Source organism: Kistimonas asteriae, from assembly GCF_018263925.1.
Classification (GTDB): Bacteria; Pseudomonadota; Gammaproteobacteria; order Pseudomonadales; family Endozoicomonadaceae; genus Kistimonas; species Kistimonas asteriae.
In genome coordinates this window covers 76,072-100,838 of record NZ_JAEVHF010000017.1, presented here as the reverse complement: position 1 = coordinate 100,838, position 24,767 = coordinate 76,072, and the positions used below count along the sequence as shown (strand labels likewise).

Annotated in this window: 31 protein-coding genes; 12 read left to right on the top strand and 19 right to left on the bottom strand. The window is 51.6% G+C overall.

Annotated features, from left to right (window positions below; translation table 11 throughout):
• The first annotated feature begins 102 nt into the window (after positions 1-102).
• The 3 genes from trxA to ubiD all read left to right on the top strand — a co-directional run bounded on the left by trxA (position 103) and on the right by ubiD (position 3,587).
• Entirely contained in the window at positions 103-429 is a 327-nt protein-coding gene (gene trxA, locus KHS78_RS17685) for a thioredoxin TrxA (RefSeq protein ID WP_211829924.1), read from the top strand.
• 341 nt (positions 430-770) lie between these two features.
• Complete coding sequence (rho, locus tag KHS78_RS17680; RefSeq protein WP_211829922.1) at positions 771-2,030, top strand: transcription termination factor Rho; 1,260 nt, start codon at positions 771-773, stop codon at positions 2,028-2,030.
• Between the two features lie 90 nt (positions 2,031-2,120).
• Positions 2,121-3,587, top strand: a complete 1,467-nt coding sequence (ubiD, locus tag KHS78_RS17675; RefSeq protein WP_211829920.1) for a 4-hydroxy-3-polyprenylbenzoate decarboxylase — start codon at positions 2,121-2,123, stop codon at positions 3,585-3,587.
• A 65-nt stretch (positions 3,588-3,652) separates the two neighbouring features.
• Here the strand turns inward: ubiD and hdeA are convergent, their stop codons facing one another.
• Positions 3,653-3,997 (bottom strand): acid-activated periplasmic chaperone HdeA, encoded by a 345-nt coding sequence (gene hdeA / locus KHS78_RS17670; protein WP_211829918.1) that lies wholly within the window; start codon positions 3,995-3,997, stop codon positions 3,653-3,655.
• 220 nt (positions 3,998-4,217) lie between these two features.
• On the opposite strand from hdeA, the gene KHS78_RS17665 reads away from it, so the two are divergent.
• Both KHS78_RS17665 and mltC read left to right on the top strand, forming a co-directional pair.
• Positions 4,218-4,967, top strand: coding sequence for an FAD-binding oxidoreductase (locus KHS78_RS17665; RefSeq protein WP_211829917.1), 750 nt, complete (start codon positions 4,218-4,220; stop codon positions 4,965-4,967).
• Positions 4,968-5,169: 202 nt separating this feature from the next.
• Positions 5,170-6,312: a membrane-bound lytic murein transglycosylase MltC gene (gene mltC, locus KHS78_RS17660; RefSeq protein WP_211829916.1), complete on the top strand. Its 1,143-nt coding sequence runs from the start codon at positions 5,170-5,172 to the stop codon at positions 6,310-6,312.
• 14 nt (positions 6,313-6,326) lie between these two features.
• Here mltC and KHS78_RS17655 read toward each other — a convergent pair whose 3' ends face one another.
• The 7 genes from KHS78_RS17655 to KHS78_RS17625 form a co-directional block, all read right to left on the bottom strand.
• Positions 6,327-6,809, bottom strand: a complete 483-nt coding sequence (locus KHS78_RS17655; protein ID WP_211829915.1) for an MEKHLA domain-containing protein — start codon at positions 6,807-6,809, stop codon at positions 6,327-6,329.
• A gap of 84 nt (positions 6,810-6,893) precedes the next feature.
• On the bottom strand, positions 6,894-7,529 hold the full coding sequence (locus KHS78_RS17650) for a class I SAM-dependent methyltransferase (protein WP_211829914.1): 636 nt from the start codon (positions 7,527-7,529) through the stop codon (positions 6,894-6,896).
• A gap of 38 nt (positions 7,530-7,567) precedes the next feature.
• Positions 7,568-8,047, bottom strand: coding sequence for a GlcG/HbpS family heme-binding protein (locus KHS78_RS17645; RefSeq protein WP_211829913.1), 480 nt, complete (start codon positions 8,045-8,047; stop codon positions 7,568-7,570).
• 90 nt (positions 8,048-8,137) lie between these two features.
• Entirely contained in the window at positions 8,138-8,656 is a 519-nt protein-coding gene (locus KHS78_RS17640; RefSeq protein ID WP_211829912.1) for a DUF2937 family protein, read from the bottom strand.
• A 92-nt stretch (positions 8,657-8,748) separates the two neighbouring features.
• Positions 8,749-9,084, bottom strand: coding sequence for a VOC family protein (locus KHS78_RS17635; RefSeq protein ID WP_211829911.1), 336 nt, complete (start codon positions 9,082-9,084; stop codon positions 8,749-8,751).
• Positions 9,085-9,150: 66 nt separating this feature from the next.
• Positions 9,151-9,333, bottom strand: a complete 183-nt coding sequence (locus tag KHS78_RS17630; protein WP_211829909.1) for a hypothetical protein — start codon at positions 9,331-9,333, stop codon at positions 9,151-9,153.
• A 200-nt stretch (positions 9,334-9,533) separates the two neighbouring features.
• The gene (locus KHS78_RS17625; RefSeq protein WP_211829908.1) at positions 9,534-10,481 is read right to left on the bottom strand and encodes a hypothetical protein; all 948 of its coding nucleotides are present in this window, start codon (positions 10,479-10,481) and stop codon (positions 9,534-9,536) included.
• 247 nt (positions 10,482-10,728) lie between these two features.
• On the opposite strand from KHS78_RS17625, the gene KHS78_RS17620 reads away from it, so the two are divergent.
• Positions 10,729-11,172 (top strand): DUF3429 domain-containing protein, encoded by a 444-nt coding sequence (locus KHS78_RS17620; RefSeq protein WP_211829905.1) that lies wholly within the window; start codon positions 10,729-10,731, stop codon positions 11,170-11,172.
• A gap of 72 nt (positions 11,173-11,244) precedes the next feature.
• Here the strand turns inward: KHS78_RS17620 and KHS78_RS17615 are convergent, their stop codons facing one another.
• The 10 genes from KHS78_RS17615 to KHS78_RS17570 form a co-directional block, all read right to left on the bottom strand.
• The gene (locus tag KHS78_RS17615) at positions 11,245-12,432 is read right to left on the bottom strand and encodes an iron-containing alcohol dehydrogenase (protein ID WP_211829903.1); all 1,188 of its coding nucleotides are present in this window, start codon (positions 12,430-12,432) and stop codon (positions 11,245-11,247) included.
• Complete coding sequence (locus KHS78_RS17610; protein ID WP_211829902.1) at positions 12,433-12,963, bottom strand: hypothetical protein; 531 nt, start codon at positions 12,961-12,963, stop codon at positions 12,433-12,435. It abuts the gene before it with no gap.
• A gap of 196 nt (positions 12,964-13,159) precedes the next feature.
• The gene (locus KHS78_RS17605; protein ID WP_211829901.1) at positions 13,160-13,468 is read right to left on the bottom strand and encodes a hypothetical protein; all 309 of its coding nucleotides are present in this window, start codon (positions 13,466-13,468) and stop codon (positions 13,160-13,162) included.
• Positions 13,469-13,478: 10 nt separating this feature from the next.
• Positions 13,479-14,099 carry a glutathione S-transferase family protein gene (locus tag KHS78_RS17600; protein ID WP_211829900.1) on the bottom strand — a complete coding sequence of 207 codons (621 nt, stop codon included), beginning with the start codon at positions 14,097-14,099 and terminating at the stop codon, positions 13,479-13,481.
• 105 nt (positions 14,100-14,204) lie between these two features.
• Positions 14,205-14,525 carry a rhodanese-like domain-containing protein gene (locus KHS78_RS17595; protein ID WP_211829899.1) on the bottom strand — a complete coding sequence of 107 codons (321 nt, stop codon included), beginning with the start codon at positions 14,523-14,525 and terminating at the stop codon, positions 14,205-14,207.
• An 87-nt stretch (positions 14,526-14,612) separates the two neighbouring features.
• Positions 14,613-15,527 carry a cation diffusion facilitator family transporter gene (locus tag KHS78_RS17590; RefSeq protein WP_211829898.1) on the bottom strand — a complete coding sequence of 305 codons (915 nt, stop codon included), beginning with the start codon at positions 15,525-15,527 and terminating at the stop codon, positions 14,613-14,615.
• Positions 15,528-15,633: 106 nt separating this feature from the next.
• Positions 15,634-16,197 carry a GNAT family N-acetyltransferase gene (locus KHS78_RS17585; protein ID WP_211829897.1) on the bottom strand — a complete coding sequence of 188 codons (564 nt, stop codon included), beginning with the start codon at positions 16,195-16,197 and terminating at the stop codon, positions 15,634-15,636.
• A gap of 89 nt (positions 16,198-16,286) precedes the next feature.
• A complete protein-coding gene (locus tag KHS78_RS17580; RefSeq protein WP_211829896.1) occupies positions 16,287-16,760 on the bottom strand; it encodes a GNAT family N-acetyltransferase in 474 nt (157 codons plus the stop codon).
• Between the two features lie 24 nt (positions 16,761-16,784).
• Complete coding sequence (locus KHS78_RS17575) at positions 16,785-17,291, bottom strand: methyltransferase family protein (protein WP_211829894.1); 507 nt, start codon at positions 17,289-17,291, stop codon at positions 16,785-16,787.
• Between the two features lie 49 nt (positions 17,292-17,340).
• Positions 17,341-17,712 carry a SpoIIAA family protein gene (locus KHS78_RS17570; protein ID WP_211829892.1) on the bottom strand — a complete coding sequence of 124 codons (372 nt, stop codon included), beginning with the start codon at positions 17,710-17,712 and terminating at the stop codon, positions 17,341-17,343.
• Positions 17,713-17,929: 217 nt separating this feature from the next.
• Here KHS78_RS17570 and KHS78_RS17565 point away from each other — a divergent pair, with 217 nt between their 5' ends.
• The gene (locus KHS78_RS17565) at positions 17,930-18,217 is read left to right on the top strand and encodes a hypothetical protein (RefSeq protein WP_211829890.1); all 288 of its coding nucleotides are present in this window, start codon (positions 17,930-17,932) and stop codon (positions 18,215-18,217) included.
• Positions 18,218-18,221: 4 nt separating this feature from the next.
• Positions 18,222-18,416, top strand: coding sequence for a hypothetical protein (locus KHS78_RS17560; protein WP_211829888.1), 195 nt, complete (start codon positions 18,222-18,224; stop codon positions 18,414-18,416).
• Between the two features lie 123 nt (positions 18,417-18,539).
• On the opposite strand, the gene KHS78_RS17555 is transcribed toward KHS78_RS17560, so the two are convergent.
• Entirely contained in the window at positions 18,540-19,280 is a 741-nt protein-coding gene (locus tag KHS78_RS17555) for a L,D-transpeptidase family protein (protein ID WP_211829887.1), read from the bottom strand.
• A gap of 224 nt (positions 19,281-19,504) precedes the next feature.
• Between KHS78_RS17555 and betI the strand changes: the two genes are divergently transcribed.
• From betI to KHS78_RS17535, 4 genes are all read left to right on the top strand, one after another.
• Positions 19,505-20,104: a transcriptional regulator BetI gene (gene betI / locus KHS78_RS17550; RefSeq protein ID WP_211829885.1), complete on the top strand. Its 600-nt coding sequence runs from the start codon at positions 19,505-19,507 to the stop codon at positions 20,102-20,104.
• Complete coding sequence (betB, locus tag KHS78_RS17545) at positions 20,104-21,558, top strand: betaine-aldehyde dehydrogenase (protein WP_211829883.1); 1,455 nt, start codon at positions 20,104-20,106, stop codon at positions 21,556-21,558. The genes betI and betB overlap by 1 nt, the downstream gene beginning before the upstream one ends.
• Positions 21,559-21,578: 20 nt before the next feature.
• Positions 21,579-23,267: a choline dehydrogenase gene (gene betA / locus KHS78_RS17540; RefSeq protein ID WP_211829881.1), complete on the top strand. Its 1,689-nt coding sequence runs from the start codon at positions 21,579-21,581 to the stop codon at positions 23,265-23,267.
• Between the two features lie 126 nt (positions 23,268-23,393).
• The gene (locus KHS78_RS17535) at positions 23,394-24,692 is read left to right on the top strand and encodes a BCCT family transporter (RefSeq protein WP_343216933.1); all 1,299 of its coding nucleotides are present in this window, start codon (positions 23,394-23,396) and stop codon (positions 24,690-24,692) included.
• The last annotated feature ends 75 nt before the right edge of the window (positions 24,693-24,767 follow it).

The window sequence follows — 24,767 nt, the reverse complement described above, 5'->3', positions numbered from 1 at the left end:
CAGGGTATGATGCAGGCAGTAGGCAAAGGGTTTATCACTGTCGCAGGCCAGTGCTATGATTGCGCTCTTATGAAATTTCTTGATTGTTAGGAGTCTGTATCCATGAGCGAGATTGTCAATATCACGGACGCCACCTTTGAGGAGCAGGTTCTGAAGGCCGAGATGCCGGTTCTGGTTGATTACTGGGCAGAATGGTGTGGCCCCTGCAAGATGATTGCGCCGGTTCTGGAAGAAATTGCCGCCGATTACGATGGCAAGCTGAAAGTCTGCAAGCTGAACATTGATGAAAATGAAGCCACGGCACCGAAGTATGGTGTACGCGGTATCCCAACCCTGATGCTGTTCCGTAATGGGGCTGTCGAATCCACCAAGGTCGGCGCCCTGTCTAAGTCCCAGCTGACAGCGTTTCTGGACAGCAATCTGGCCTGATCCCCGGCGTTTGAAACCGGCGATCAGTGTCCTTACGACTGGTCGCTGGGCATTTTCCCTGCTATTCTTGCCCCGTCCCTTGGTTCTGGCTAAAAAACGTAAAAAAATTATCGGATGGGTGCTGGACGGTCTCTGTAGACAGTGTTAGATTTAGAATAAATCGACCATCGCTGATAGCCGCTTTCCGGCAAGCAAGTAATCTGGCATCACATAGCCCCAGTCGGAACCGCAGGCCAACATTCTCATCTGAATCATAAATCGAACGAAAGCCTGACCATTTTATCAGCGAATAGACCAGCAACCGGATTTCGCCTTTCACTGAGTAACTCACGCATTCAGTTATGAACCTTACCGAATTAAAGAAGAAAAGTGTCCCTGAACTGCTGAAAACAGCAGAAGAAATGGGACTGGAGAATCTTGCCCGTTCACGCAAGCAGGACGTGATATTTTCTATCCTGAAGCGCCATGCTCGCAGCGGAGAAGATATTTACGGGGACGGCGTTCTGGAAATTCTTCAGGATGGCTTTGGCTTCCTCCGCTCCGCCGACAGTTCCTACCTGGCGGGCCCGGATGACATCTATGTCTCACCCAGCCAGATCCGCCGTTTCAATCTGCGCACGGGGGATACCATATCGGGCAAGATTCGCCCCCCGAAGGAAGGCGAACGCTACTTTGCCCTTCTGAAAGTCAACGAAATCAATTTCGACAAACCTGAAAACGCCCGTAACAAGATTCTCTTCGAAAACCTCACGCCCCTGTTCCCCAATGAACGCCTGATCATGGAAATGGGTAACGGTTCCACCGAAGACCTGACCGGTCGAATCATCGATCTGGTATCGCCGGTAGGCAAGGGGCAGCGTGGTCTGGTGGTTTCGCCGCCGAAGGCCGGTAAGACCCTGATGCTGCAGAACATTGCGGCAAACATCACCAAGAATAACCCGGAATGTCACCTGATCGTTCTGCTGATCGATGAGCGTCCGGAAGAAGTGACCGAGATGGCTCGCTCCGTACGGGGTGAAGTCGTTGCTTCTACGTTCGATGAACCACCGTCACGTCACGTTCAGGTGGCAGAGATGGTACTGGAAAAGGCCAAGCGTCTGGTTGAGCACAAGAAGGATGTTGTTATCCTGCTGGACTCCATCACTCGTCTGGCCCGTGCCTATAACACCGTGATTCCATCCTCCGGCAAGGTATTGACCGGTGGTGTGGATGCCCACGCACTTGAGCGTCCAAAGCGCTTCTTCGGTGCGGCCCGTAACATTGAAGAGGGCGGCAGCCTGACCATCATCGCCACTGCGCTGGTGGATACCGGTTCCAAGATGGACGAAGTTATCTTCGAGGAATTCAAGGGCACCGGTAACATGGAAGTGCACTTGGATCGTCGCATTGCTGAGAAGCGTGTGTTCCCGGCTATCGGTATCAACAAGTCCGGTACCCGCCGTGAAGACTTGCTCACCACCGAGGAAGAGCTGCAGCGGATGTGGATTCTGCGCAAGATCCTCCACCCGATGGATGAGACTGCCGCCGTTGAATTCCTGCTGGATCGTATGAAACATACCAAGACCAATGCGGAATTCTTCCAGTCCATGAAGCGCAAGTAATGCATGGATAATCCAACAAAAGGCCGGTTTTACCGGCCTTTTGTTTATGTCGTATTATCGCCAGACTGTTCACAGACGAAGTGACCTTCCATGAAATACCGCGATCTCCGCGACTTTATCGACCAGCTGGAAAAGCAGGGCGAACTGAAGCGTATTACCGCCGAAGTGGATCCCAACCTGGAAATGACGGAAATCAGTGATCGCACCCTCCGTCGCGAAGGGCCTGCCCTGCTGTTTGAGAACCCCAAAGGCTATGACATTCCTGTGCTGGCGAATCTGTTTGGGACGCCCCGTCGGGTGGCTATGGGAATGGGGCAGGATAATGTCGAAGCGTTGCGAGACATTGGGAAGTTACTGGCCTATCTCAAGGAACCTGAACCGCCCAAGGGATTCCGTGATGCCCTGGCCAAGATTCCGGTATTTCGACAGGTCCTGAACATGGGGCCGAAGGTAGTACGCTCAGCGCCTTGTCAGGAAGTGGTTCTGCGAGGCGATGAGGTTGACCTGGAAAAACTGCCGGTGCAAACCTGCTGGCCCGGCGATGTGGCGCCACTGGTGACCTGGCCGTTGGTCATTACCAAGGGACCGCTAAAAGAGCGTCAGAACCTGGGCATTTACCGGCAGCAGTTGTTGGGGCGTAATCAGTTGATTATGCGTTGGCTGTCACATCGCGGCGGTGCGTTAGATTACCGGGACTGGCAGGAAAAACATCCGGGTGAACGTTTCCCCGTCACGGTAGCGCTCGGCGCTGATCCCGCGACCATTCTCGGGGCTGTGACACCGGTGCCGGATACGCTGTCAGAATATGCGTTTGCCGGCCTGTTGCGGGGCTCTAAAACTGAGCTGGTGAAGTGTATTACCAACGATCTCCAGGTGCCAGCCAGCGCGGAAATTGTGCTGGAAGGCTATCTCGAGCCCGGGCTGGAGGCGGAAGAAGGTCCCTATGGTGACCATACCGGCTACTACAACGAGGTTGAGCGTTTCCCGATTTTCACCGTTGAATGTATGACCCATCGTCGTGACCCGATCTACCACAGTACCTATACCGGTCGTCCGCCGGATGAACCTGCCATCCTGGGGGTTGCGCTGAATGAAGTCTTTGTACCGATTCTGCAGAAGCAGTTTCCGGAAATTGTGGATTTCTATCTTCCACCGGAAGGATGCTCTTATCGCCTCGCCGTTGTGACAATCCGAAAGGAGTATCCTGGCCATGCCAAGCGGGTCATGCTGGGTGTCTGGTCATTCCTGCGGCAATTCATGTACACGAAGTTTGTGATCGTTGCGGATGACGATATCAATGCGCGTGACTGGAAAGATGTTATCTGGGCGATGACCACCCGGATGGATCCGAAGCGGGACTCTGTCTTTGTTGAGAACACGCCCATTGATTACCTGGATTTTGCTTCCCCCGTGGCGGGTCTCGGCTCAAAGGTCGGGTTTGATGCCACCAACAAATGGCCGGGTGAAACCCAGCGGGAGTGGGGACAGGCCATTCGCATGAGTGATGATGTGAAAGCGCGTGTTGATGCTATCTGGGATGAGCTGGGAATTGATTAAACCGATGCATTGAGCGTACCTGAAGGGATCAGGCAGATAGCGCTATTGCCACCTGCCTGATAGTGCTACATGTGTTTTTTCACATCGGCATCCATCTTTTTCACCTTGTCTTTCACTTTTGCCCAGAATGAGGCTTTACGGTTCTGGGTACAGACGGTGACGATGTAAGGCGTAATGGTATTGACGCCATCGACATCAAAGTCTGTATCTTCGGGTTTGCCGGATTTGCTGTAGGCCGTGGCCCAGCCAACCGCATAGGGTTGGAAATCATCTTCAATATCCAGAAAATCCGCACAGGTCCATTTGGTAATGGGCTTGGGAGGAACGTTTGACTTCTTGTTGCTGTCTGCAAGGGCGGTGCAGGACAGCGCAGCCAGACCACATGCCAGGCACAGTGTCTTTATTCCCATGGAAGTGTCCTCTGAGTGACAACGTCGGAAAGCCTAGTTCAAACGACAGTTTCTGCCATACGGCAACATTCAAATAATGATCAGGCAAGAGAGCTGGCTGGCAGCCTTTTTGGGGACGTCTTACAGTAAAAGTAGGATATCCCGATAGATTGTGCCGTTGATACCTGACGTAAGCGACCTTATTATCACGCCAAAGCAGTAATAGATCAGAGGGGGCAGCGTGCCTGACCAGAGAACACGGGCCTTTCGTGTAAAACACCTGAACAAGGTGGCGGGAGACATCTACCAGGTGCACCTAGTGGTGGCGGATGGTAAACCATTGTCGTTTGAGGCGGGGCAATACCTGCAGGTGATTATGCCTGAGGGCGATCCCTGTGCTTATTCCATTGCCTCGGCACCGGGTGATAACCGCAATGAGCTGGAATTGCATGTGCAGTGCTATCCAGGGCACGAGCGCGCCCAGCAGGTGATTGAACACCTGTCGTCCGGTGAGATGATTCGGGTAACCCTGCCCCATGGTAACTGCCACCTGGGTGACTGCCCTGATGCACCTGTCGTCCTGATTGCAGCCGGTACCGGGTTTGCCCAGATGAAGAGTATGGTGGAATTTGCACATCAGAACGGACATCTACATCCTGTATCACTTTATTGGGGCGTACGACGTCCGCACGGTTTTTATCTGCCCCATCTGCCGGTGCAATGGAGCAGCGAATGGGGGCTTCATTACCATCCTGTTGTCAGCGAAGCCGAAGCAGAGGATGACTGGGCAGGGCGTCATGGTCAGCTATATCGCGCGGTGATTGATGATCTGGAGCAGCTGGGTAATGCACACTTCTACCTCAGTGGGTCGCCGGACATGGTGTATACAACCCTGGACGGTTTGGTCGCTGCAGGGGTTGATGAAAGCCGGGTACATTCTGACGTGTTCGATTATGCTCCCCGGGAAAGCGTAACCAGGCAACCTGGCTAATCGAAAGCCATTAGTGTCGCATTAACAATAAAACCTGCTGGCTGGCAGGTTTTATTATTTTGGATATTTCGTTTTTTGTTATCGGATACGCTACGGCAGCCACATATTTTAGCGACTATGGCTGGCATGCTAGATTAGCGCGCTTATTTATCAATTCTTCTATACGAAACACCAGTCTGCACTACAGGGATGTTAACCGTTCATGCATTATTCCCGCCGTTTATTTGGGATACTGTTATTCACACCATTATTGTTCAGTTGCACGGCGCAGGAAACTTCTGACTATGCATCCCGTTATGCCAGGAACCAGCTGTTAAAGCAGGCTGGCTCGCCAGGTCAGATTGTTGCGGCGGGTATGGAATACCAGAAAGACCTCATCGGTTTTGAGGCCCTGGTGCGCCTGCTGGCTAAAGAGGCGCGGGTGAACTGGGGTGATGAAAAGCATGCGACACGCAAAGAATATGTCAAATACACCAATAATTACCGTACGCGGGTGTTTGTGGATTTTGATAAGGGCAAGGTGCATGTCGAGACTCTTGACTCAAAGGATTTGCATCACGCAATTGTTCTGACGCTCCTGACGCCGAATGAACCCGAGGCCGTAGACCTGTTTGGTACCCGGGACGTTCCGTTAGGGGGAGAGCCTGTGCTGTATGGTCAGGTGCTGGATCATGAAAAGCAGCCGATACGCTGGCAGTGGCGTGCGGATCGTTATGCGGATTATCTGATTAGCCATCGGTTATTCAGGAAAAAGAGCAAACGGGGTACCGTGTATGCCGTGGACTTTGACCTGACCCGGGATCATCTGCAAAAACGGCAATATCAATATGCCAGTCTGGTGCGGCAGTACGCCCGTCGCTACAAGGTGGATGAAAGTCTGGTCTACGCCATTATCCGGACTGAGAGCAGTTTTAACCCCTATGCGGTGAGTAGCTCTAACGCTTACGGGCTAATGCAGATTATCCCGAAAACCGCCGGAAAGGATGTATTTACCCGAATCAAGAAACGGTCAGATCAACCAACCAAGCATTACCTGTTTAAACCACACAACAATATTGATACAGGCGCCGCCTATATCCATTTGTTGCAAACCCATTATCTCAAGGAAATTCGCGATCCTTTGTCGCGAAAGTACACGATTATCTCTGCCTATAACGGTGGGGCAGGGAATGTATTTGCTACATTTGACCGGGACAGGGGGCGTGCAGTTAGCAAGATTAACCAGCTGAAGCCGTCCCAGGTTTATTGGGCCTTGACCAAGCGTCATCCACGGGCGGAATCAAGGCGCTACCTGGAGAAAGTGACAACTGCCCAGCGTGACTTTATGAAGGGTGGTGTTCTGTAGATGACGACTGTCCTTTAAAGGTATTCCCAGTCAGAAAACGTCGCGGCCTGACCGTGATAAGCGCCCTTGTCATCCAGCAGGTTCCAGACAATGGCGTTGCGGATATAAAACCGGCGGCCGGATGCCGCGATCCTGACTCCGGTGTAGTTTTGTATGAAACCCTGTTCCGAGACTTCACGTAACAGGCGCTCCCGCTCACTTCGCTCTGGTGCCTCGGCAGAATAGCGCGATGGGAGCCGTGTAAAGGTTTCCCAGTCCATCTCGAACAGTCGCAGCGCCTGTTGATTGGCATAGTTGAAGATCGGGTCGGCCTGTGTGCCATGGGAGACAATGATGGCCGTTGCGGTATCCAGCGCGGTTACAGGATCTGGATAGGCGCAATCGACAAGTGCTTTTCCCGTGAGGGATTGAAAGCTATTGGCCATGAGCCGCGTGTGAGCAATGAGCCACGCGTCGTTCCGGTCTACTGCAGTATCCACAGGCAGAGTCTGGTTCATGAAGACAACTCATACTCTTTATCATTGTTGTTGAGAGGATTGCGGTTTGTTGCGCCTGCGTCAATGGATAGATGAAACGGTAGGTTAATAATGGTGGTGCATTTTTTTCACTGCACTGCCCATGAACGTAAAACCAATCGGCTTGGGTACAAAAGGCATGTACTGTGTTTTCAGTGTCTGGATGTGAAGATGGCCTTCACTGATCAGATCCGGAATGGCGCGATTCAGATGGCATCCCCCGAACAGCTTTTTCCAGAGAGGGTTCAGGCGATTCTGCCATCTGCACACCCGATTTTCTGGGGATCGTCCATGCTCGCAGAAGAGTAATTGGCCACCCGGTTTTAATACGCGATATATCTGCTGCAGAGCGCAGTACCAGTCGGGTATGGTGCAGAGTGTATACGTCAACACGACACTATCCATGCTGTCGTTCTCAAGCGGGATTTCCTCACCGGGAAGTGCCAGCCACTCAATATCTACCGTTGCCTGCTGATAACGTTTTTTCGCCAGAGATCGCATGGCATCTGAGGGTTCCAGTGCCCAGACTTTTTCTACCGCATCAGCGCGGTAAAACGGGAAGTTCAAACCCGACCCGGCACCGACTTCCAGTACGCGGCCTGTTGCATCCGGAATAATGTCTGCACGTAACCCCTGGATATCTTTACAGCCGCAACAACAGTTGAGCAGGTGTGGCAGACAGTACTTGTCGTAGAAATTCATACGTTGTCACATTGATAGAATATAAAGGGAGCCGCTTATTAACGCAGGACTTCAGCCCCCGCCAGGGCAATAACGCCATCCTGCTGCGAGGTAACCCCGGAAACGCCAATGGCGCCGATGAGCTGGTTACTGCGAAGTAGCGGCAGGCCACCCTCGACGGCTGTCATTCCATTAAGCTGGAGATAACGCAGGCCGGCTTGCCCCTCAGCCAGTGTCTGCTGTGCCTGAGCGCTGGGGATGCGAAAAGCGCAGGCTGTGTACGCTTTGTCCTGGGCGATGCGTGGACTGGCAAGTTGCGTGTTATCCATTTTTTGCAGGAGCACCAGGTTGCAGCCTGAATCCAGAATCGCAATGGCCACACGCCAGTTCTGTGCGCTGGCCACGTCTTCAGCAGCTTTCATGACCACACGCGCTTCGGACAATTTGATCGGCGGTCCATAGTCTGGCCGCTGACTGTCTGACAAGGTGGGCAGGGAGAAGAGAGCAAGAGAAAGCAGTATGAGTTGAATCGTGCGCATCGTGTCATACCCACTGAAAGAAGTGGCTCAAGTAAAGTGCCTGTCTTCGTGACAGGCAAGTGTTGAGTACTGGAATTACTCTGTTTCAGGTTAAGCGGTGTGTTTCATGGCAACCTTGCGTCGTAAGCCGATAAGTTGCAGTAAGGCAATGAGGAGGCTTTCGCAGAGAAAGGTGACAAGGAAAGCAAATCCCGCTCCCCAGCTAATGGCTTGCCAGGTCATAGGAATCGAGTGGGAAAATGACGACAGTGTTTCGTTAAAAAATGCATTGCCGTAACGGGATGCGACATGTAAGGCAACTCGATACCAGGGCTGGCTCAGGGCAGCCTGTTCCCTTTCCAGCATCAGGTAGCGATCATAAATCTGCCGGACACTGCTTGCATCCTGTGTGAAAACAGGATCAGGGCTCGATTGATAATGGTTAATCAGGGCGTTCATACTGCCTTCGAAGTACTGGTCAGCCGTTGCCTGGAAGCCACTCAGGTTGATCGCGGCTTCCCTGAAATGGGCGTCGATGCGTTTCTGGTACTGGTCGATGAAACCAGGTACCTGAATGCCTGTCAGCAGGCAGACGGAGAACAGTAATAGCCTGAAATAGCCTCTTATCATTGCTGGATAATCCCGTCCGGTATTTATCAATAAATTGTCTTTTTTTATCAGACCGCAAGTTGCAGGATGGGTTCAAGTCCACATTTCAAGCATTAGATGCCAGGTTCTGCAATCGAGCGGTCTATCTGCAGAAATTCAATAGGGGCACCATCAGCTTCTATAAAGGCAACAACGACACCAGGGCTGGGACTGTTGGGTGGAATAATGACATGCTTACCTTTGATAGCTTTATGAATATCGTCCACTTCAAAGGCAATATGCGGCAGGTTTTTCACAATGTCCGGATAAGGTGCATCAGCTTCGTAACGTACCCACTCAATACCATAAGGATTTCTTCCATAGCCGCTGACGTACATTTTAAGGTGCTTGAGATGGATTTCATCCTTGAGCGGTATTTGTGTGGGAATTCCCAGATGGTGGTACTTCATAGCGTTTAAGGCTCCAGATTCCAGATAGATAACGGCATTACCGCACAAAGTATGTCATTAATGGCATCACTCTTTGTGCGTTGAAGCAAGGATGCTTAGCTGATCCTTGCCTTTGCCGCTCTTCTGGTGCTGTTCGAAGGCCCATGCTTCAATATCTTGAATTAACATCTCATGCGATTCGTCTGAGCCAATCAGCAACGAGCAGAAAATGAAGAGCACGATACAAAACAGTATGGCAATCCTTTTCATAAGCAGTCCATATCAGGCTTGTTAAGCGATAACCGTAATTATTACTATAGCTACTCTAGTTATACATTATTTAAATTTTTTATTGTTGTTGTCGAGCCGATTAAGTATGACGAATAGATAGTGATCGATGTTTTAACGGTATAGATGTCACTTCGCAGGATGAAATTTTTTGTCATTCAATAGGAATATCAAGGCGGTGTTTATATGAACTCCTCAGGAGATATCTCATGCAACGCCAGGGTATGGTACATGATTATATTTTTTACCCAGGTGTCAGTGTGGGAAGAAATATTGATCCCCAGGACTCTTTGGTCTTTAGGAAGTATGTTGAACAATTTATCAAGAGCTTGGTTCATGGCGAATCTATTAGGATGGTTGCTATAACGTTCAGTTATTTCTCCGATGAATGCATTTCTTCTTTTATTGTACTTTTTAGTGAATTTCGCTTTTGATTTAAAATGAATTTGTGCGCTTGCAGCTTTAAACACTCTAATTCCTTTGTCGCTAGTGGCAGCCATATATTGTTTGGCGGTCTCTTCTTCCCACTCGGAAGACTTTTTAATGAGCTCTACTAACCGATCGGGTAATTGTTCAAGCGTTTCAGATTCACACCATTTAAGATAGCCAATGGTTTCATCGCATATACTATGCCATAGCATGATGGCTTGTTTTGCTTGCGTAGATTTTCCCAGCGGGATCATTCTCTGACGCTTTATCTGCGCAATAAGTGGTTCAACTTCACTTTGGTGAAAATACCCGACATGATTGCTAAGGCAGGCGTCAAAATCGACAAGGCTTCTTTTTATATGATCAATATCTTGTTTGCTTAAATTGTAAGGATCTTCTTCGACTTCAAGCGTGTTGATGCTGTCAGTAGAGCTCGATGGGCTTTGTGTTATGGTTGGGCCTAGAAGATTTTCTTCATCCGGTTCGGTCGAGCAGCAGCTGAAGCAGAAAGTGCATAGCTCTGTAATTTTCTCTGCTAACCAGATAAATGGATAGGCCATTGCTAACAGGCATTCTTTCAGTGATATGGTGGGATTAGTTTGCTTGATGCGTGGACTGGTAGAGTAATTTTGACGATCTGCTTTTGGTGCAACTGTAACACTGTTGCTCGGAGACTGTGCTCCAGGTTGTGCGGGTTTCATAGATATTGCCAATATTTCTGTGGTGTGAGCTTGTTTCGGTAATTGGGTGCGTTGCTTTGACACATTAAGCATAGAAAAGTTTATTTTTAAATTTTACTAGATGTTCAATTTTCCTGTCTTACTTGTTTGTGATAGCTGACAGGCGTTATGGGAAGATTTAAGATATGATCTGTTGGTGTGAGTAATTGCCTAATAGTTATGGTTTTTATAGCGAAAACAAGAACCTAAATCATTGATAGACATTGGCATGAATAATCAAAAAATCAGTACGCTGTTGGCTTATTTGGGGCTTCTGCCGTTTGTCGCGGGAGCATTGATGGATTATGTCGGCTGGTCACTGCCCGGACTGCCGCCATTCATTGTTTTTGCTACCTACAGTGCCATTATATTGAGTTTTCTGGGAGGAGCTGTATGGGGGCAGGTCTTACCCCAGGCAGAGTATCGCGTTGTACTATTGATTGTCAGTAATGTGGTTGCCATATTGGCATGGGCTGGATTATTGCTGATGTTTCTTCTGGGTAAGATGGCTCTGGTATTGCTGTTACTGGGATATCTCCTTGTTTTATTTTTTGAAGTGATTCACAAAGAAACCTTATCCGGTGTTATTAGCTGGAAATACTTAACGCTCCGCAGCAGGGTGACGGCTATCGTGGTTGTTCTGCATGCAGTCGTATTGCTGAATCAACATTGAGTTCCCTGATGTTAGCTTGGCAGCCATCCTCGGATGACTGCCAATGCCGTTTAACGCATCATAGAGACCGGATTAATCCCAGGCTCTGGTCAGAATCGCCAGCACCTGTTCATAACTGGCATCAATACGGTTGTAGAGCATGGCGCCGTCATCAATGCTCATACCAGCGATATCCGCAAGCTGTGATTTGTCGACTTTACCGGTTTCCGACAGCGTGCGGGGCAGGTTGGTTTTGCCATGCAATTCATCACGCAGTGCGCGAATGGCGGTAATGGCTGCTTCTGCGCGCTGATCTGCGGGGGTATTGCTGTAGATGTCAGGCCCTGCCAGAGGCAACAGCAACTCACCAATCGCTTCCTTACAGGTTGGCAGGTTGTATTCCAGTACGTAAGGCAGCATCAGACTCATGCAGAGGCCATGGGGCAGGTGAGTGATGGCGCCAATGGAATGTCCCATCGCATGGACCAAGCCCACCATGGAGTTGGAGAAGGCAATGCCTGCCATGGTGGCCGCTTCTGCCAGCTTCAGGCGAGCCTCTGCATTATCCGGCGACGCCAGCACGGTACCCAAATTTTCACGAATCGTCTTGATCGCTGCGACGGCATAAGCGTCACTTAACGGGTTCTTCGCTGTGCCAATGTAGGCTTCCACAGCGTGAGTCATGGCATCCATTGCCGTTGCGGCGGTGATATGGGGCGGCAGGGTCAGCGTCATGCGCGGATCCAGTACGGCCACATCTGGCAACAGGAAAGCGGAACCAAACGGCACCTTGCGTCCGGTTTCATCATCCTTGATTACTGCGACCTTGGTGACTTCAGAACCGGTGCCTGCGGTTGTCGGCAGGATAAATAACGGCTTAAGTCGTTTGGTCAGTGCACCGACTCCGCTGTAGGCCAGCAGGTCGTTCCCACCTTCTGAAACAAGAATATTCACCGCCTTTGAGGTGTCAATGACGGAGCCACCACCAATGGCAATGATGGCGTCAGCCCCTGTCTGGCGGTACACCTCTGCAATCCGGCTGACCAGCGACGAGGAGGAATCCGGCGGTACATCGCTGTAGATATCGGCAATTGGCACTTCACTGACCAGCAATGCCTGCTTAACCGGTTCAACCAGCCCGGCCTGTACGACACCGGCGTCGGTAATGATCAGTGGTCGGCTGGCGCCAAAGCTGGCCAGCTCATAAGGAACATGCTCCAGGGCCTTGTGGCCTGCGATGATTTTGACTGGACTGAAAAATTCTGAGTATCCCTTGCTCATTTACTTGTACCCCATAACAAAACCGCCCAGCACGCCGAGGTAGATACGGCATGCGCCTGATAATTTCTCGCCCAGTGTCAATGCTGGATATTGCCGCATGATCCGTCGGGCGATCAGTTTTGGCAACGTCATGGCCTCCAGCCGTTCAAAGCAGCGCACCAGACGCATGGAGGCCGGGATATCGCCATCGACAATCATGCGTTCCCTGGCGAAGGCATCGGTTGTGCCTTCCTGGAATGAGAGCGTCGAAAAGGCATGCTCAAGGTGCTTGAACTGGATATCCACATGCGGTTTACCGACCGCGTCTTTTGATAGAGGCTTCATGCCGCCGTCACGTTTTTGCATATACAGGGCAGGTCCTGCAGGCATCACGCGCATGGCGAAACAGAAGTTGTCTGGCAGCGGTGCCAGTTCCTTGTTGATGATGGGATCGGATCGGCTGGCTTTAGCCAGGGCATGACCCAGAAAGGCGAGCATGAAACGGATATACAACCGCTTAATGCGCCAGAGCCAGGGTAGGGATTGAGACACGGTTTACTCCTGCCTGTTCACGCCCGGAATGACCGGGGCTGATTTATTGTTGGATCGTCGTATATCACGGATTTTGGGTGGCATCAACATGCCCTTGTCACCTGTCGGGCAAGGCGTATAGACTGTATGGCGATGGTTCGGGCATTCACTGTCAGTTCGTAAATATTGCGAAAATCCTTCTGGATTCCTGCCAGGGTTACGAGGTACTGACATCCACATCACGAGCGCCCGCTGCCAGGCCGACTTCACGCATACAGCGTTCTTCTACTTCCGAGAGACCACCCTCCGTTTTTTCACGGGCAATGATATGCAATTTTGGCGCACGTTTGAAAAAACCTGTAAAACCGGCCTGCTGCAGACATTCCTTGAGGCAGTTGACGGCAGGTTCAAAGTGGCCGACTAACAGTCGTGTGGTGGTGAATGGTTCGCTGGCGTTGACGCTGATGCTGTGTTCGTCTGAGGTCAGAATCATTCGATTGGCATAAATCTCAACACATATTTTCATTCATGGGCCCTCATGATGTGGTGTGTTCGGTAATCTGCATGGGCATATGCTTTGGGTGGGATTCGACAGCTTCAATCCAGCGTCGTATGGCAGGAAACCGCTGAAGGTTGAAACCACCTTCATGGGCCACATGGGTGTAGGCAAAGAGAGAAATATCAGCAATCGAGAGTGTGGTGCCCGCCAGGTAAGGCGATACACCCAGTTGTTGTTCCATGACTTCCAGGGCCTTGTAGCCGCCGACCTGCTTTGACTGGAACTCTTCCTGCCGTGATTCCGGCATGCCCTGGTACCGCGCAATAAACCGGGCAACGGCGATATAGGGCTCATGACTGTATTGTTCAAAGAACTGCCACTCCAGTACTTTGGCGCGCTGGTAACGGTCATTGGGCAGATAATCAGTGCCTTCGGCAAAGTAGTTCAGGATTGCATTCGATTCAGCCAGTAGGCGGCCATCTTCCAGTACCACAACCGGAATTTTTCCGTTGGCATTAAGCTCAAGAAACCGTGCTGTGTGGGTATCCCCATTAAGGATGTCCACAGGGCGCCAGTTGTGATCAATTGCGAGATGATTCAGCAGTAGCTGAATTTTATAGCAGTTACCAGATAGGCTATCACCAAAGACCTGGATCATTATTCCCCCTGCCATGATTATTGTTATTGTCCGCGTATTCCTCTCATCGTTATTCGCTGAAGCGGACGGCGTATCATGGTGCAGGCAGCATAACCGCTGGTGATATTAATTGGAATCCTGCAGGGTTTTGACGTCTTCTATGCCGCCACGGTTGACTACATGGGTGAACCCCATTTGCTCCAGGCGTTTTTTGGCCATTTCAGATCGCACGCCTAGCTGGCAGTAAACGTTAATGACCGTGTTCTTATCTTTGACGATCTCCCAGATACCGGTATGTATTTCAGTATGCGGAATATTGAGATGCCCGGGGATCGACTCAGCCTGGAATTCATCTGCTCGCCTGACATCAATCCAGAGCTCACTGGCTTGTGCGGCACTCGCTAAGGTTATGGTTAGTGTGGCCAGTAGGTTTCTAAGGAGGTTCATAGCGCTTGCCTTGTCTTGTTCTCTAAAGATTCTTAGTCTAAACAGAGTAAGATTTTCTCGACAGGCTGTTTGCGTGACAGTGTCAGGTCATAACCAGTCAGGATCCTGGGTGAAACTGATGGAGATCCAATGGTCTGCCGGATCCAGCTTCAGCCGATTGCTGATCTGGTGTCGTACTTCATCCAGCCTTTCCAGGGTGGCGTCATACAAGGGCGATTGTTCATCCAGCAGGATATTGATCTCGATATCATACCGGCGACCCATTTTTGCGACATGGGTGGAGATCTGCTGTACCCGGTAAGGCTTCATCTCGCTGTATGCCACTTTTCGGATCTTGCCTGCCATTTCTGGCGGTGCGACCAGCAGCACTTCCCCCAGATTGCGTCGGAGTACCCGGTAAGGAATAACGACGGCAAAGGCGGACAGCAGGGTCACCATGGCAGGGTCAAGGTAAGGGGCGAGATGCGCATAGGGCGTTTTTTCGAGGTAGTAACCCAGCAGGAAACCGAGTGTCAGGGTGATCGTTAGGATGGCATCGACCAGCCATTCCTTGGAATCCACATGGACCAGTTCTGAGTCCAGTTGCTTGGCCATCAGGCTTTCATAAAAATACATGACCAGGCAGAGAACGGTGACGGGAATGGCATAGAATAGCGCCAGATTAAATGACACATTGTTTCCACCGGCGAGCAGCCCGGCAATGCCATTGGTAAAGGAGTAAGCACAGACGGCCAATATGACGATGCCGTTAATGCTGTTCATGAGCGGTTCCAGGTGGGCATAGCCGAACTGGAAGCGGCGATCTTCAGGGCGCTGGATCAGGTAAGCCGTAAAGACGCTGAGGCCGGTCATGCCCATGCTCAGCAACGAGAAAAAACCATCCAGCAAAATGGCCTGGATATTCAGGTAAAGGCCAAAACCGATACCCATTACGGCCATGAAAATGGTGCCGGCCAGGGAGAGTTTCAGGGCGCGCTGTTCAGCACGTGCGGCTACGCTCATACATCCTCAAAAAAGAGCTGCCATTGAACGGCGCCATTGAGCCACAGGCCGGGATTTTAGGCAATATGCGTGTTAATGCGCCGCTAATAGAGTGATCACTGCTCTTTTAATGTTGCTGCTCTTGCCACTGTGCTTTGGTCAGGCGGTACAGGCAGTGCTTACGAAGCGGATTGCACTCAGGAATGGCGGGGTGTTCGAACGAGTGTGGATCCTGCTGCATATCAAGCCTTTCCATAACCGCACGGGATTTCTGATTGCCCAATGCGGTAAACGACACAATCTCACTGAATCCCAGTGTATCAAAGCCCGTCTGCAGGGCTTTTTGGGCAGCCTCTGTGGCATAGCCGTTTCCCCAGTATGTTGAGGCCAATCGCCAGCCAATTTCAATACAGGGTGAAAAGGGCAGGTCAGCTTGTGGGATATGCAATCCGGTAAAGCCGATGAAATTGCCGCTGGATTTTTCTTCCAGTGCCCACAGACCCCACCCCCGTTCTGCAATGAGTGACTGGCAGCGTGAAGCCATTGCATCGCTGGCTGCTCGATCCAGTGTGGCAGGGAAGTGAGCCATAACTGTTGGGTCGGCATTCATATTGGCAAAGGGGGCGAAATCCTCCGGCTGCCATTGTCGTAAATGCAGACGGCTGGTGTCGAGTTCAATGCTATGAGGCATGGGGGCTACCTTACAACTGGCTAATATCGTACGTCTTGACTATTGCTTTCAGGGCTTATGTCAGCCGTGCCCACAACAGATAGTCATTGTTATACCGTCACATCTTCCAGAGACAAGTGATAGGTATAAAAGGCGGTTTCCCGCTGGTAGCCCGACGATTCATACAGGGATTGCGCCGTATGGTTGTCAACGGCGGTCTCCAGTGTGATGCCTTCAGAGAACGTTGCTTCTGCGAAGCCTCTGGCTTTGTCCAGTAACTGACGGCCTATACCTTGCCCACGGGCTGCCTGGGTTACAAATAGATCATTCAGTATCCAGCTGTTTTGGGCAGAGATGGAGGAGAATGTTGGGTAAAGCTGTGTGAAACCCAATACTTCACCGCTGTCGTTCTGGGCGAAGAATATGATGGACTGTTCGTGTGTCAGTCGAGCGCTGAGAAAGGCTTCAGCCAGTGCTAGATCGCTTTCCTGTTCATAGAAAACCCGGTAAGCATTGAATAATAGTGCGACTTTCGGCGCATCAGCGACAGTTGCTTGTACGATGGTGATGGACATTGTTGTCATCTCGGTTTCAGTGTACGAAAACGTTTAATGGGGCTCTGTGGTTCCTGCGGCAGGTTTGAAAACGATCCAACTCACCCAGCGAGGTGCCTGTTGCTTGTAATTGGCATACACCTCACCAAACAGTGTTTGCAGCGCCCGTTCTTCAGGAATGATTTGAAATCGATTCATGTACAACACAAAGCCGACCGACAGAAGTGCTGAGGCGGGGTTGGATAACACCGTGGCCCATCCAAGCAGCACCAGCAGGAAACCGACGTACATGGGATTACGCGTGACACGGTAGACCCCTTCAGTGACGAGGTTGGCACTACTTTCGGGTGACATGGGATTTACCGTTGTACGGGCTTTCCTGAAATGCCTGACTCCGGCAATCGCAATCGCCGCCCCCGCCAATAGCAGCAATGTGGCCAGTGTGTATTGAAAGGCTGGATGCAGCGCTATGCCGGGTATCAGGAAATCAACGACCAGCATCAAAAAAGCGAAGAGAATGACCAATATGACAGGTGGGATTTTTAATTCCAGGGAATCCATAAGTATGCCTGTACTGCGTGTCTGTGAAGGAATGGAAAGGCTGATCAGCTCACTTATTATTCGCCATGAGAAAGGCAAGAGCGGCTGCCTTGTCATCCAGAGCGAAACAGCGGAGTTCAATCTGGCTGAACAGTTTGTCTTCCAGTTCGACCACTTTACCAATCCAGGGTTTGTCGGTCAGGACGGCGACTTTGTGAATGTTTGAAATCCCCACCTCAAACAGGTATTTGATTTTTTCCAGAATGGCGCCAGGGGCGATGCTGCCAAGGCGCTCAATCTCTTCATAAATGACGATATTGCCGTATTCAGTTGTTTTCTCTCGTGCAGCTGCCAGTACCTCTGCCATTTCCGCCTCGGAGATACTGCCTGCACTGCGGATAGCAACAGCGTTTTCAATCGGAATACTGATGAGTTCCAGCATTTATTATTCTCCGTTATAGGCTGTAAGCAGATGAATAACTTGACATGAATCGTTAATGATTCTGCCTGATTTGTTGATCCTGTGTTAGCCCTGTTTTTTGAAAACGCACATAAGCCGTGATCGAAAGGAAGGAGCTGCCATAGAAAACCCTTTCATTAAAGATGCTACCTGGCAGGCCGACGATACTGGCATATCGTTTAAGCGGGGGGGATGAATCATGGATTTTGAATACATTGCGAATACTGCAGCGATGCTGTTTTCATCGATAGCCATGGTGGTTTTGCTGAAGGTGGCCAGCCAGTTTGGGGGGGTGATCGGGAAGACCCTGAAATTCATCACCGCCGGCATTTTTATGTCCGTATTTTGCCATGCGGGCTTTGAGCTGTTAGCTGTGATGGAACTCATCAACGAAGAATTGCTGTTCCCGGTAATGGGAACACTATTGACCGTTGGTTCTATCAGTTTTGTCTGGGGTGGATGGATTGCTATCAAGAGTCTCGATTGATGGTATGAACGGTTCTGACGAAAGCGCCGGCCCAACCCGAAAAGAACAGTGCAAACAGATCATGCTGGAGTTGTTTGGGCCGTCGAATGCGGCCAAGGTCGACTATATGGATGAATCTGAATGCGTTGAAGAGTGTCGGGAAAAAGTGAGAACGCTTTTGGGGGAGGCTTTCGCCAAAAAGTTTGACGATCTGGAATAGTGTGGGAATCGCTAGCCGAGATTAGTCGCCATCAATCATACCATTCCATCATGGCTTCAGCCTTTACGAGTGTAACGCCCGGTCCCATCGACCTTACTCTACAGAGTCGCTGACCGGGCCGCGTTACAGCACCGGCAACGTCCATAAAGGTTGATTTTCCTGATATTCCTTTTCCGGCAAAACCACAAATAGCGGCTTGCTGTCTTTATCCAGCCATGCGAGTAGCGAATCCAGCTGAGATTCCTCCATCGTCGTGCAGCCGGCACTGGGTTTGTCGGCACTTCGCCACAGGTGGATAAAAACACAACACCCTTTTCCAGCGATACTTTCTGGGTTATGCCTGATAATGATGCCTTTGTCATAGAGATGATCACCCGCATGAATATCTCGACGCATAGGTTCTGTTGACTCCTTAGCGGCGTCTTCCCCCACGTCGTTCACATGAACAATCTGGTTATAGAAAGGGCTGGCTTCGTTATCGATACAGTAATGGCCTTCGTCCTGTGGCTGATAATCCAGCCCTGTGTTCACGTCATCATATTTGCCAAACGCTGTCCCCAGTTCGAACACACCGGCGGGCGCCTTGTTATCGCCTTCCTGTTTGTAGAGCCCGGTCTGATCCGGGTGCAATCCAAGTCCCCACGCAAGACCATTAATTCCCAGGTTGACCTTGCCCCTCACGCCAGCAGGCACCCACTGGCTGCCCATTTTTTCGAAGGTATAAAGACGGCCCGTTGTGGCGTTCCAGTCTGTGGCCGTGACGACCACCAGTTGCCGGGACGCTGTTTCCTGCAGGGAAAAATCACCATGAACCATCAGGCTGATACTCAATAAGAGGGCTGTAGTGATTACTGTATGTTTCAAATTCGGTACCTGTCCAAGCATTCGAATACGGATGTTGATGCGGTGGCATAACCACGCGTAGGTAGTGGCTTTTAATTAGAGTTCTAAAATATCTGTATGCCAAAATCGCTTGATGCTGCTTAACTTAGTCGAGATTAAGCATGTTGCAGGTATTTGTTTGTGTGTTGATTCATCGACGTCAAATCATTAGACTTGTAATTAATTGATCATTCAATAAAAACAGCATGCCAAAAGTCGGGATTGAACCCATCCGCCGTCGACAGCTCATTGATGCCACCTTGCAGTGCATTGAGTCCCATGGTTTCCAGGGCGCTACCATTATCAGGATCAGCCAGTTGGCTGGCCTGTCGTCAGGCATTATCAGTCATTACTTCGGGGGGAAGCAGGGCGTCATTGAAGCCGCCGTCCGGCACCTGCTGGAACAGCTCCGACAGGGTCTGTTAGCCGCTGTCAGTAAGAAGACTGTTACCCCGCACCAGCGTCTGAACCATATCGTTGCCGTCAATTTCAGCGGTTTTCAGCAGTCATCACCTGCCATACGCACCTGGCTCTGCTTCTGGGCGCGTGCCGTGCATGAACCAGGCTTGGCACGCCTGCAGGCTGTGAATAGCCGGCGTCTGCTCAGCAACCTGCTGTATTCCTACCGGCAACTGATTCCCAACCGACAGCAGGCAATGGACGCCGCCCGTATGACGGCTGCCATGATTGATGGCTTCTGGTTACGCAGTACGCTCAGCTCCGCTTCTGAGGCCGATTTCCGCCAGGCAGAACGGCTGTGCAGACACTTCATAGAACAACAGATTCAGCAGTACGGAGAAGTTTGATGCGCCTCAGAAATTTTGTCGATGGCGACTATCGCAGTAACAGCAGCGGGGAAACGTTTGAGGTGATCAACCCGGCTACCGGGAAGGTCGCGTACGAGGCCGAGGTGGCGGATGAATCGATCCGGCAGGTGGCGATTGCAAGTTCGCAACGGGGGTTTGAACAGTGGTCTGCGATGACTGGCATGGAGCGCAGCCGGATTCTGCAAAAAGCGGTAGCTCTGCTGCGGGCACGTAATGATGAGCTGGCGGCTATTGAGGTAGAAGATACTGGCAAGCCCTGGCAGGAGGCATCGGTCGTTGATGTGGTGACCGGCGCCGATTCCATTGAATTCTTTGCCGGGTTGGCACCGGTCATCGAGGGCAACCAGCAAAGTCTCGGTGAGGACTTCTATTACACCCGGCGTGAGCCGTTAGGTATCTGTGCCGGCATTGGCGCCTGGAACTATCCGTTACAGATCGCCTGCTGGAAAGCGGCGCCGGCGCTGGCCTGCGGCAACAGCATGATCTTCAAACCGTCCGAAGAAACCCCTCATGGCGCGTTGAAACTCGCAGAGATTTTTATTGAAGCCGGAGTGCCGGCTGGTGTCTTCAATGTCGTGCTGGGAGATGCGGTAGTCGGCGCCTGGCTGACCGGGCACCCGGATATTGCCAAGGTGTCCTTCACCGGTGAAGTCAATACCGGCAAGCATGTGATGGCAGCCTCGGCGTCATCCCTGAAAGAAGTCACCATGGAACTCGGTGGCAAATCACCTCTGATTATCTTTGAGGATGCTGACTTGGATGAGGCGGTGTCTGCCGCCATGCTGGGGAATTTTTATACCCAGGGGGAAATCTGCACTAACGGAACCCGGGTATTTGTACACCGCGCAGTGTACGACGCCTTTGTGGAAAAACTGCTGACGCGCACCCGTAACAATATTGTGGTCGGTGATCCCATGGATCCTGAAACCAATTTCGGTGCCCTGATTTCAGCGAAACATCACCAGGTGGTGATGAATTTTATCCAGTCAGGTCAGGAAGAGGGAGCCACCTTATTACACGGCGGTAAGGCGCTGTCACCCGCAGCCGCACCGGATGGTTACTTTGTCGAACCCACTATCTTCACGGATTGCCGTGATGACATGACGATTGTCAGAAATGAAATCTTCGGGCCGGTCATGGCATTGCTCACCTTCGATGATGAAGTCGAGGTCATTCGCCGGGCTAACGACACCACCTATGGTCTGGCCGCCGGGGTTTATACCCGGGATATCCGTCGGGCGCACCGGGTGATTCAACGTCTGCAGGCGGGTATCTGCTGGATCAACAGTTACGGGTTGTCGCCAGCGGAGATGCCGGTCGGCGGTTACAAGCTATCTGGCATTGGTCGTGAAAACGGCATGGAGACCCTGCGACACTACACCCAGCTGAAGTCTGTCTATGTGGGCATGACACCTCTGGAAAGCCCCTTTTAACGCATAAGGCAGAGCAGTTTATGTCAATAGCATCGCATTACGATTACATCATTGTGGGCGCCGGATCCGCCGGTTGTGTACTGGCCAACCGCCTGACGGAAGACGCCAATGTCAGCGTACTTCTGTTGGAGAATGGCGGCAGTGACCGCAGTATTTTCATTCAGATGCCCACGGCGCTCTCCATCCCGATGAATACGGAGAAGTTTGCCTGGCAGTTTGAGACCGAGCCGGAACCTTTTCTGGATAACCGTCGTATGCACTGCCCACGGGGCAAGGTGCTGGGTGGATCATCGTCCATCAACGGCATGGTGTATGTCCGCGGCCACGCACGGGATTTCGACGAATGGCAGGCTCAAGGTGCAGATGGGTGGAATTACACCCGCTGTCTGCCTTATTTCCGCAAGGCCGAAACCTGGGCGTTTGGGGGCGATGACTACCGGGGCGACAGTGGCCCCCTTGGTGTCAACAATGGCAACCGGATGAAGAACCCGCTCTATCAGGCTTTTGTCGATGCTGGTGTTCAGGCGGGTTACTTTGCCACCGATGACTATAACGGCCAACAGCAGGAAGGTTTCGGCCCCATGCACATGACCGTGAAAAATGGACGTCGCTGGTCCACGGCTAACGCCTATCTCCGGCCAGCCATGCAAAGGCCTAACCTGACGGTTATCACCCATGCACTGGTGCATAAGGTACTGTTGGAAGGCAAGACTGCGACAGGTATTCGTTACGAACAGCAGGGCAAGGTGCAGGAAGTGAGTGCCAAGCGGGAAGTCATTCTCTCGGCCGGTTCGGTCGGCTCACCGCATCTACTGCAGCTGTCGGGTATTGGCCCGAAGGCTGTGTTGGACGCGGCTGGGATTGAAGTACAGCATGAACTGCCTGGCGTCGGGGAAAACCTGCAGGATCACCTGGAATTCTATTTCCAGTTCAAGTGCAAGCAGCCTATCACCCTGAACGGCAAACTGAACTGGTTTAGCAAGGGCTTGATCGGTGCCCGCTGGTTGCTGGACAGGAAAGGTCTTGGGGCCACGAACCACTTTGAATCCTGCGGGTTTATCCGTTCCAAAGCCGGTGTCGAATGGCCTGACCTGCAGTACCACTTCCTGCCGGCTGCCATGCGCTACGATGGTCGCAGTGCGTTTGAGGGGCATGGCTTCCAGGTGCATATCGGTCATAACAAACCGAAGAGTCGGGGCTGGATTCGGGCAAAAAGTGCCAATCCGTCCGACAGTCCACGAATCCAGTTCAACTACCTTGAGAGCGAGGTGGATCGGGAAGGGTTCCGCGACTGTGTGCGTCTGACCCGGGAGATCATCAACCAGCCTGCCCTGGATCCGTTCCGGGCGGACGAAATCCAGCCAGGTAGCCAGGTGCAAACGGATGAGGAGATTGATGCCTTTGTCCGCAGTGCCGTGGAAAGCGCCTATCATCCGTCCTGCTCCTGTCGTATGGGGATTGATGCGCTGGCGGTGGTCGATCCGGACACCCGTGTGCGTGGCATCGACCGGTTACGGGTGGTCGATTCCTCCATTTTTCCCACTATTCCGAACGGCAACCTGAATGCGCCGACCATCATGGTGGCGGAGAAGGCGGCGGATATTATCCGGGGCAAGACGCCACTGGCGGCCTCTTCGGCGCCGGTGGGGATGGATAACCAATGGCGTGAACGCCAGCGTTCAGGGAAACCGGAACGTTCTGTGGCGTAAGCTGTTGTGACGTGTACGACGATTGCCAGTTGAATAACGCCGGAGTGGGGAAAGGCGACGATTCAGCTGGCAGAGATTCATGATGTTTGGGGTTTTTGGGGTCGGACAAGGATAACCGACCATCAGGTGGTTTGCCGTTACATTCACAGAAAGACAGGCAGATCACGACCATCTAACAATAAAAAACGAGCAACTTTGGAGAAGCCTATGACTGCCTGGTTATCTGCCGGCATGCTGTTCACCTTCCTTGCGGTGGTGTTCATTCTGATCAAGTGGGGCAATGTTCGGTGCATTGGTAATACACCGGTACGTACCCTGACGTTTATTGCCATTTTGTTCACCTCGGGCCTTGATGTGGGACTGATCATGTTCCCGCTGACTGAATTCGCCGGTTATGCGGATCTGCAGGCCAGCCCAGAGTATGGGTTCACCAACCCACTGGCCATTGAGTTCGGATTCTGGGGTTTCCTGATCTGGGCCTTTTATTTCCTGACCTGTTTTTATTTCAGCGTGATTGAACCAAAGGTGGGTTTCTTTGAGCTGCCGCTGGTGAAGATCATCAACAATATTGTCATCATCGGCACCTGTGCTTTCACCGCTTACCTGCTGTTGGCGAACCTGCCCTGGTACCTGCCGCAGGTCGGGGACGGTGAGACCATTGTCGCCTCCTTCTACCTGATAGTGTTCGTCGCTATTGCCATTGCCGTCTATTCCAGTACTAGCCTGCGTTATGTGCGCTTTCTGAGCATCTCGACCAGCCTGTTGTTCCTGGGGCTGATCGCCGTCATGTGGGGCGGTGCGATGCTGTCGACCGAAAACGGCGCGGTTGAAATGGCCAAGACCTTAGCACTGCTGGGCGGCTATTTCGGCAATATCCATGAGTTCGTGTTGCCGATGAATGATTACCACGAGTTTTACCTGTTCTGGTGGTTCTCCTGGAGCATCATGATCGGTCAGTTTACTTCCCGCTTTGTGGGTGGCCTGACCACCTGGCAGCTGTTTGCCGCTATGCTGGTGGTGCCGTCTATTCCGCTGGGGATCTGGTTCTCGGTTCTGTACTACTACCATGCCAACGGGCTGGAAACGGCTGGTTTCTACAACCTGGCGATGGTGTTTGTAGGGGTTACCTTCGTGATCAATTCGCTGGATTCCCTGATTCGCCTGTATACCGATAACCTGAAGCTGACGGTGGCACGGCTTGGCAAAGTGAAATACATTCTGGGCAACATCGCTGTTATGAGTGTGCTGACATTGTTGTTCAAGCTGGACTTCCTGCAGATCCAGTGGGTTGGTGCGCTGGTGATCGGCCTGTTCTTCGCCTGTTTCGTATATATTCTGGCGACCAAGCTGAAGCCGGTTATGCAGATCAAAGCCGCAGAAGAAGACGAAAAAGTGGATTACAGCAAGATCGAACTGGCGAATTGATTCGCGTTCGACCGTTGTAAATTAAAAAGCCCCAGTTTCTGGGGCTTTTTAATTGTGTGGCAGTGTGTTTGTTGA

Coding starts and splice junctions, on each gene's coding strand:
- trxA (WP_211829924.1), top strand. CDS start 103: ATGAGCGAGATTGTCAATATCACGGACGCCACCTTTGAGGAGCAGGTT.
- rho (WP_211829922.1), top strand. CDS start 771: ATGAACCTTACCGAATTAAAGAAGAAAAGTGTCCCTGAACTGCTGAAA.
- ubiD (WP_211829920.1), top strand. CDS start 2,121: ATGAAATACCGCGATCTCCGCGACTTTATCGACCAGCTGGAAAAGCAG.
- hdeA (WP_211829918.1), bottom strand. CDS start 3,997: ATGGGAATAAAGACACTGTGCCTGGCATGTGGTCTGGCTGCGCTGTCC.
- mltC (WP_211829916.1), top strand. CDS start 5,170: ATGCATTATTCCCGCCGTTTATTTGGGATACTGTTATTCACACCATTA.
- KHS78_RS17655 (WP_211829915.1), bottom strand. CDS start 6,809: ATGAACCAGACTCTGCCTGTGGATACTGCAGTAGACCGGAACGACGCG.
- KHS78_RS17650 (WP_211829914.1), bottom strand. CDS start 7,529: ATGAATTTCTACGACAAGTACTGTCTGCCACACCTGCTCAACTGTTGT.
- KHS78_RS17645 (WP_211829913.1), bottom strand. CDS start 8,047: ATGCGCACGATTCAACTCATACTGCTTTCTCTTGCTCTCTTCTCCCTG.
- KHS78_RS17640 (WP_211829912.1), bottom strand. CDS start 8,656: ATGATAAGAGGCTATTTCAGGCTATTACTGTTCTCCGTCTGCCTGCTG.
- KHS78_RS17635 (WP_211829911.1), bottom strand. CDS start 9,084: ATGAAGTACCACCATCTGGGAATTCCCACACAAATACCGCTCAAGGAT.
- KHS78_RS17630 (WP_211829909.1), bottom strand. CDS start 9,333: ATGAAAAGGATTGCCATACTGTTTTGTATCGTGCTCTTCATTTTCTGC.
- KHS78_RS17625 (WP_211829908.1), bottom strand. CDS start 10,481: ATGAAACCCGCACAACCTGGAGCACAGTCTCCGAGCAACAGTGTTACA.
- KHS78_RS17620 (WP_211829905.1), top strand. CDS start 10,729: ATGAATAATCAAAAAATCAGTACGCTGTTGGCTTATTTGGGGCTTCTG.
- KHS78_RS17615 (WP_211829903.1), bottom strand. CDS start 12,432: ATGAGCAAGGGATACTCAGAATTTTTCAGTCCAGTCAAAATCATCGCA.
- KHS78_RS17605 (WP_211829901.1), bottom strand. CDS start 13,468: ATGAAAATATGTGTTGAGATTTATGCCAATCGAATGATTCTGACCTCA.
- KHS78_RS17600 (WP_211829900.1), bottom strand. CDS start 14,099: ATGATCCAGGTCTTTGGTGATAGCCTATCTGGTAACTGCTATAAAATT.
- KHS78_RS17595 (WP_211829899.1), bottom strand. CDS start 14,525: ATGAACCTCCTTAGAAACCTACTGGCCACACTAACCATAACCTTAGCG.
- KHS78_RS17590 (WP_211829898.1), bottom strand. CDS start 15,527: ATGAGCGTAGCCGCACGTGCTGAACAGCGCGCCCTGAAACTCTCCCTG.
- KHS78_RS17585 (WP_211829897.1), bottom strand. CDS start 16,197: ATGCCTCATAGCATTGAACTCGACACCAGCCGTCTGCATTTACGACAA.
- KHS78_RS17580 (WP_211829896.1), bottom strand. CDS start 16,760: ATGACAACAATGTCCATCACCATCGTACAAGCAACTGTCGCTGATGCG.
- KHS78_RS17575 (WP_211829894.1), bottom strand. CDS start 17,291: ATGGATTCCCTGGAATTAAAAATCCCACCTGTCATATTGGTCATTCTC.
- KHS78_RS17570 (WP_211829892.1), bottom strand. CDS start 17,712: ATGCTGGAACTCATCAGTATTCCGATTGAAAACGCTGTTGCTATCCGC.
- KHS78_RS17565 (WP_211829890.1), top strand. CDS start 17,930: ATGGATTTTGAATACATTGCGAATACTGCAGCGATGCTGTTTTCATCG.
- KHS78_RS17560 (WP_211829888.1), top strand. CDS start 18,222: ATGAACGGTTCTGACGAAAGCGCCGGCCCAACCCGAAAAGAACAGTGC.
- betI (WP_211829885.1), top strand. CDS start 19,505: ATGCCAAAAGTCGGGATTGAACCCATCCGCCGTCGACAGCTCATTGAT.
- betB (WP_211829883.1), top strand. CDS start 20,104: ATGCGCCTCAGAAATTTTGTCGATGGCGACTATCGCAGTAACAGCAGC.
- betA (WP_211829881.1), top strand. CDS start 21,579: ATGTCAATAGCATCGCATTACGATTACATCATTGTGGGCGCCGGATCC.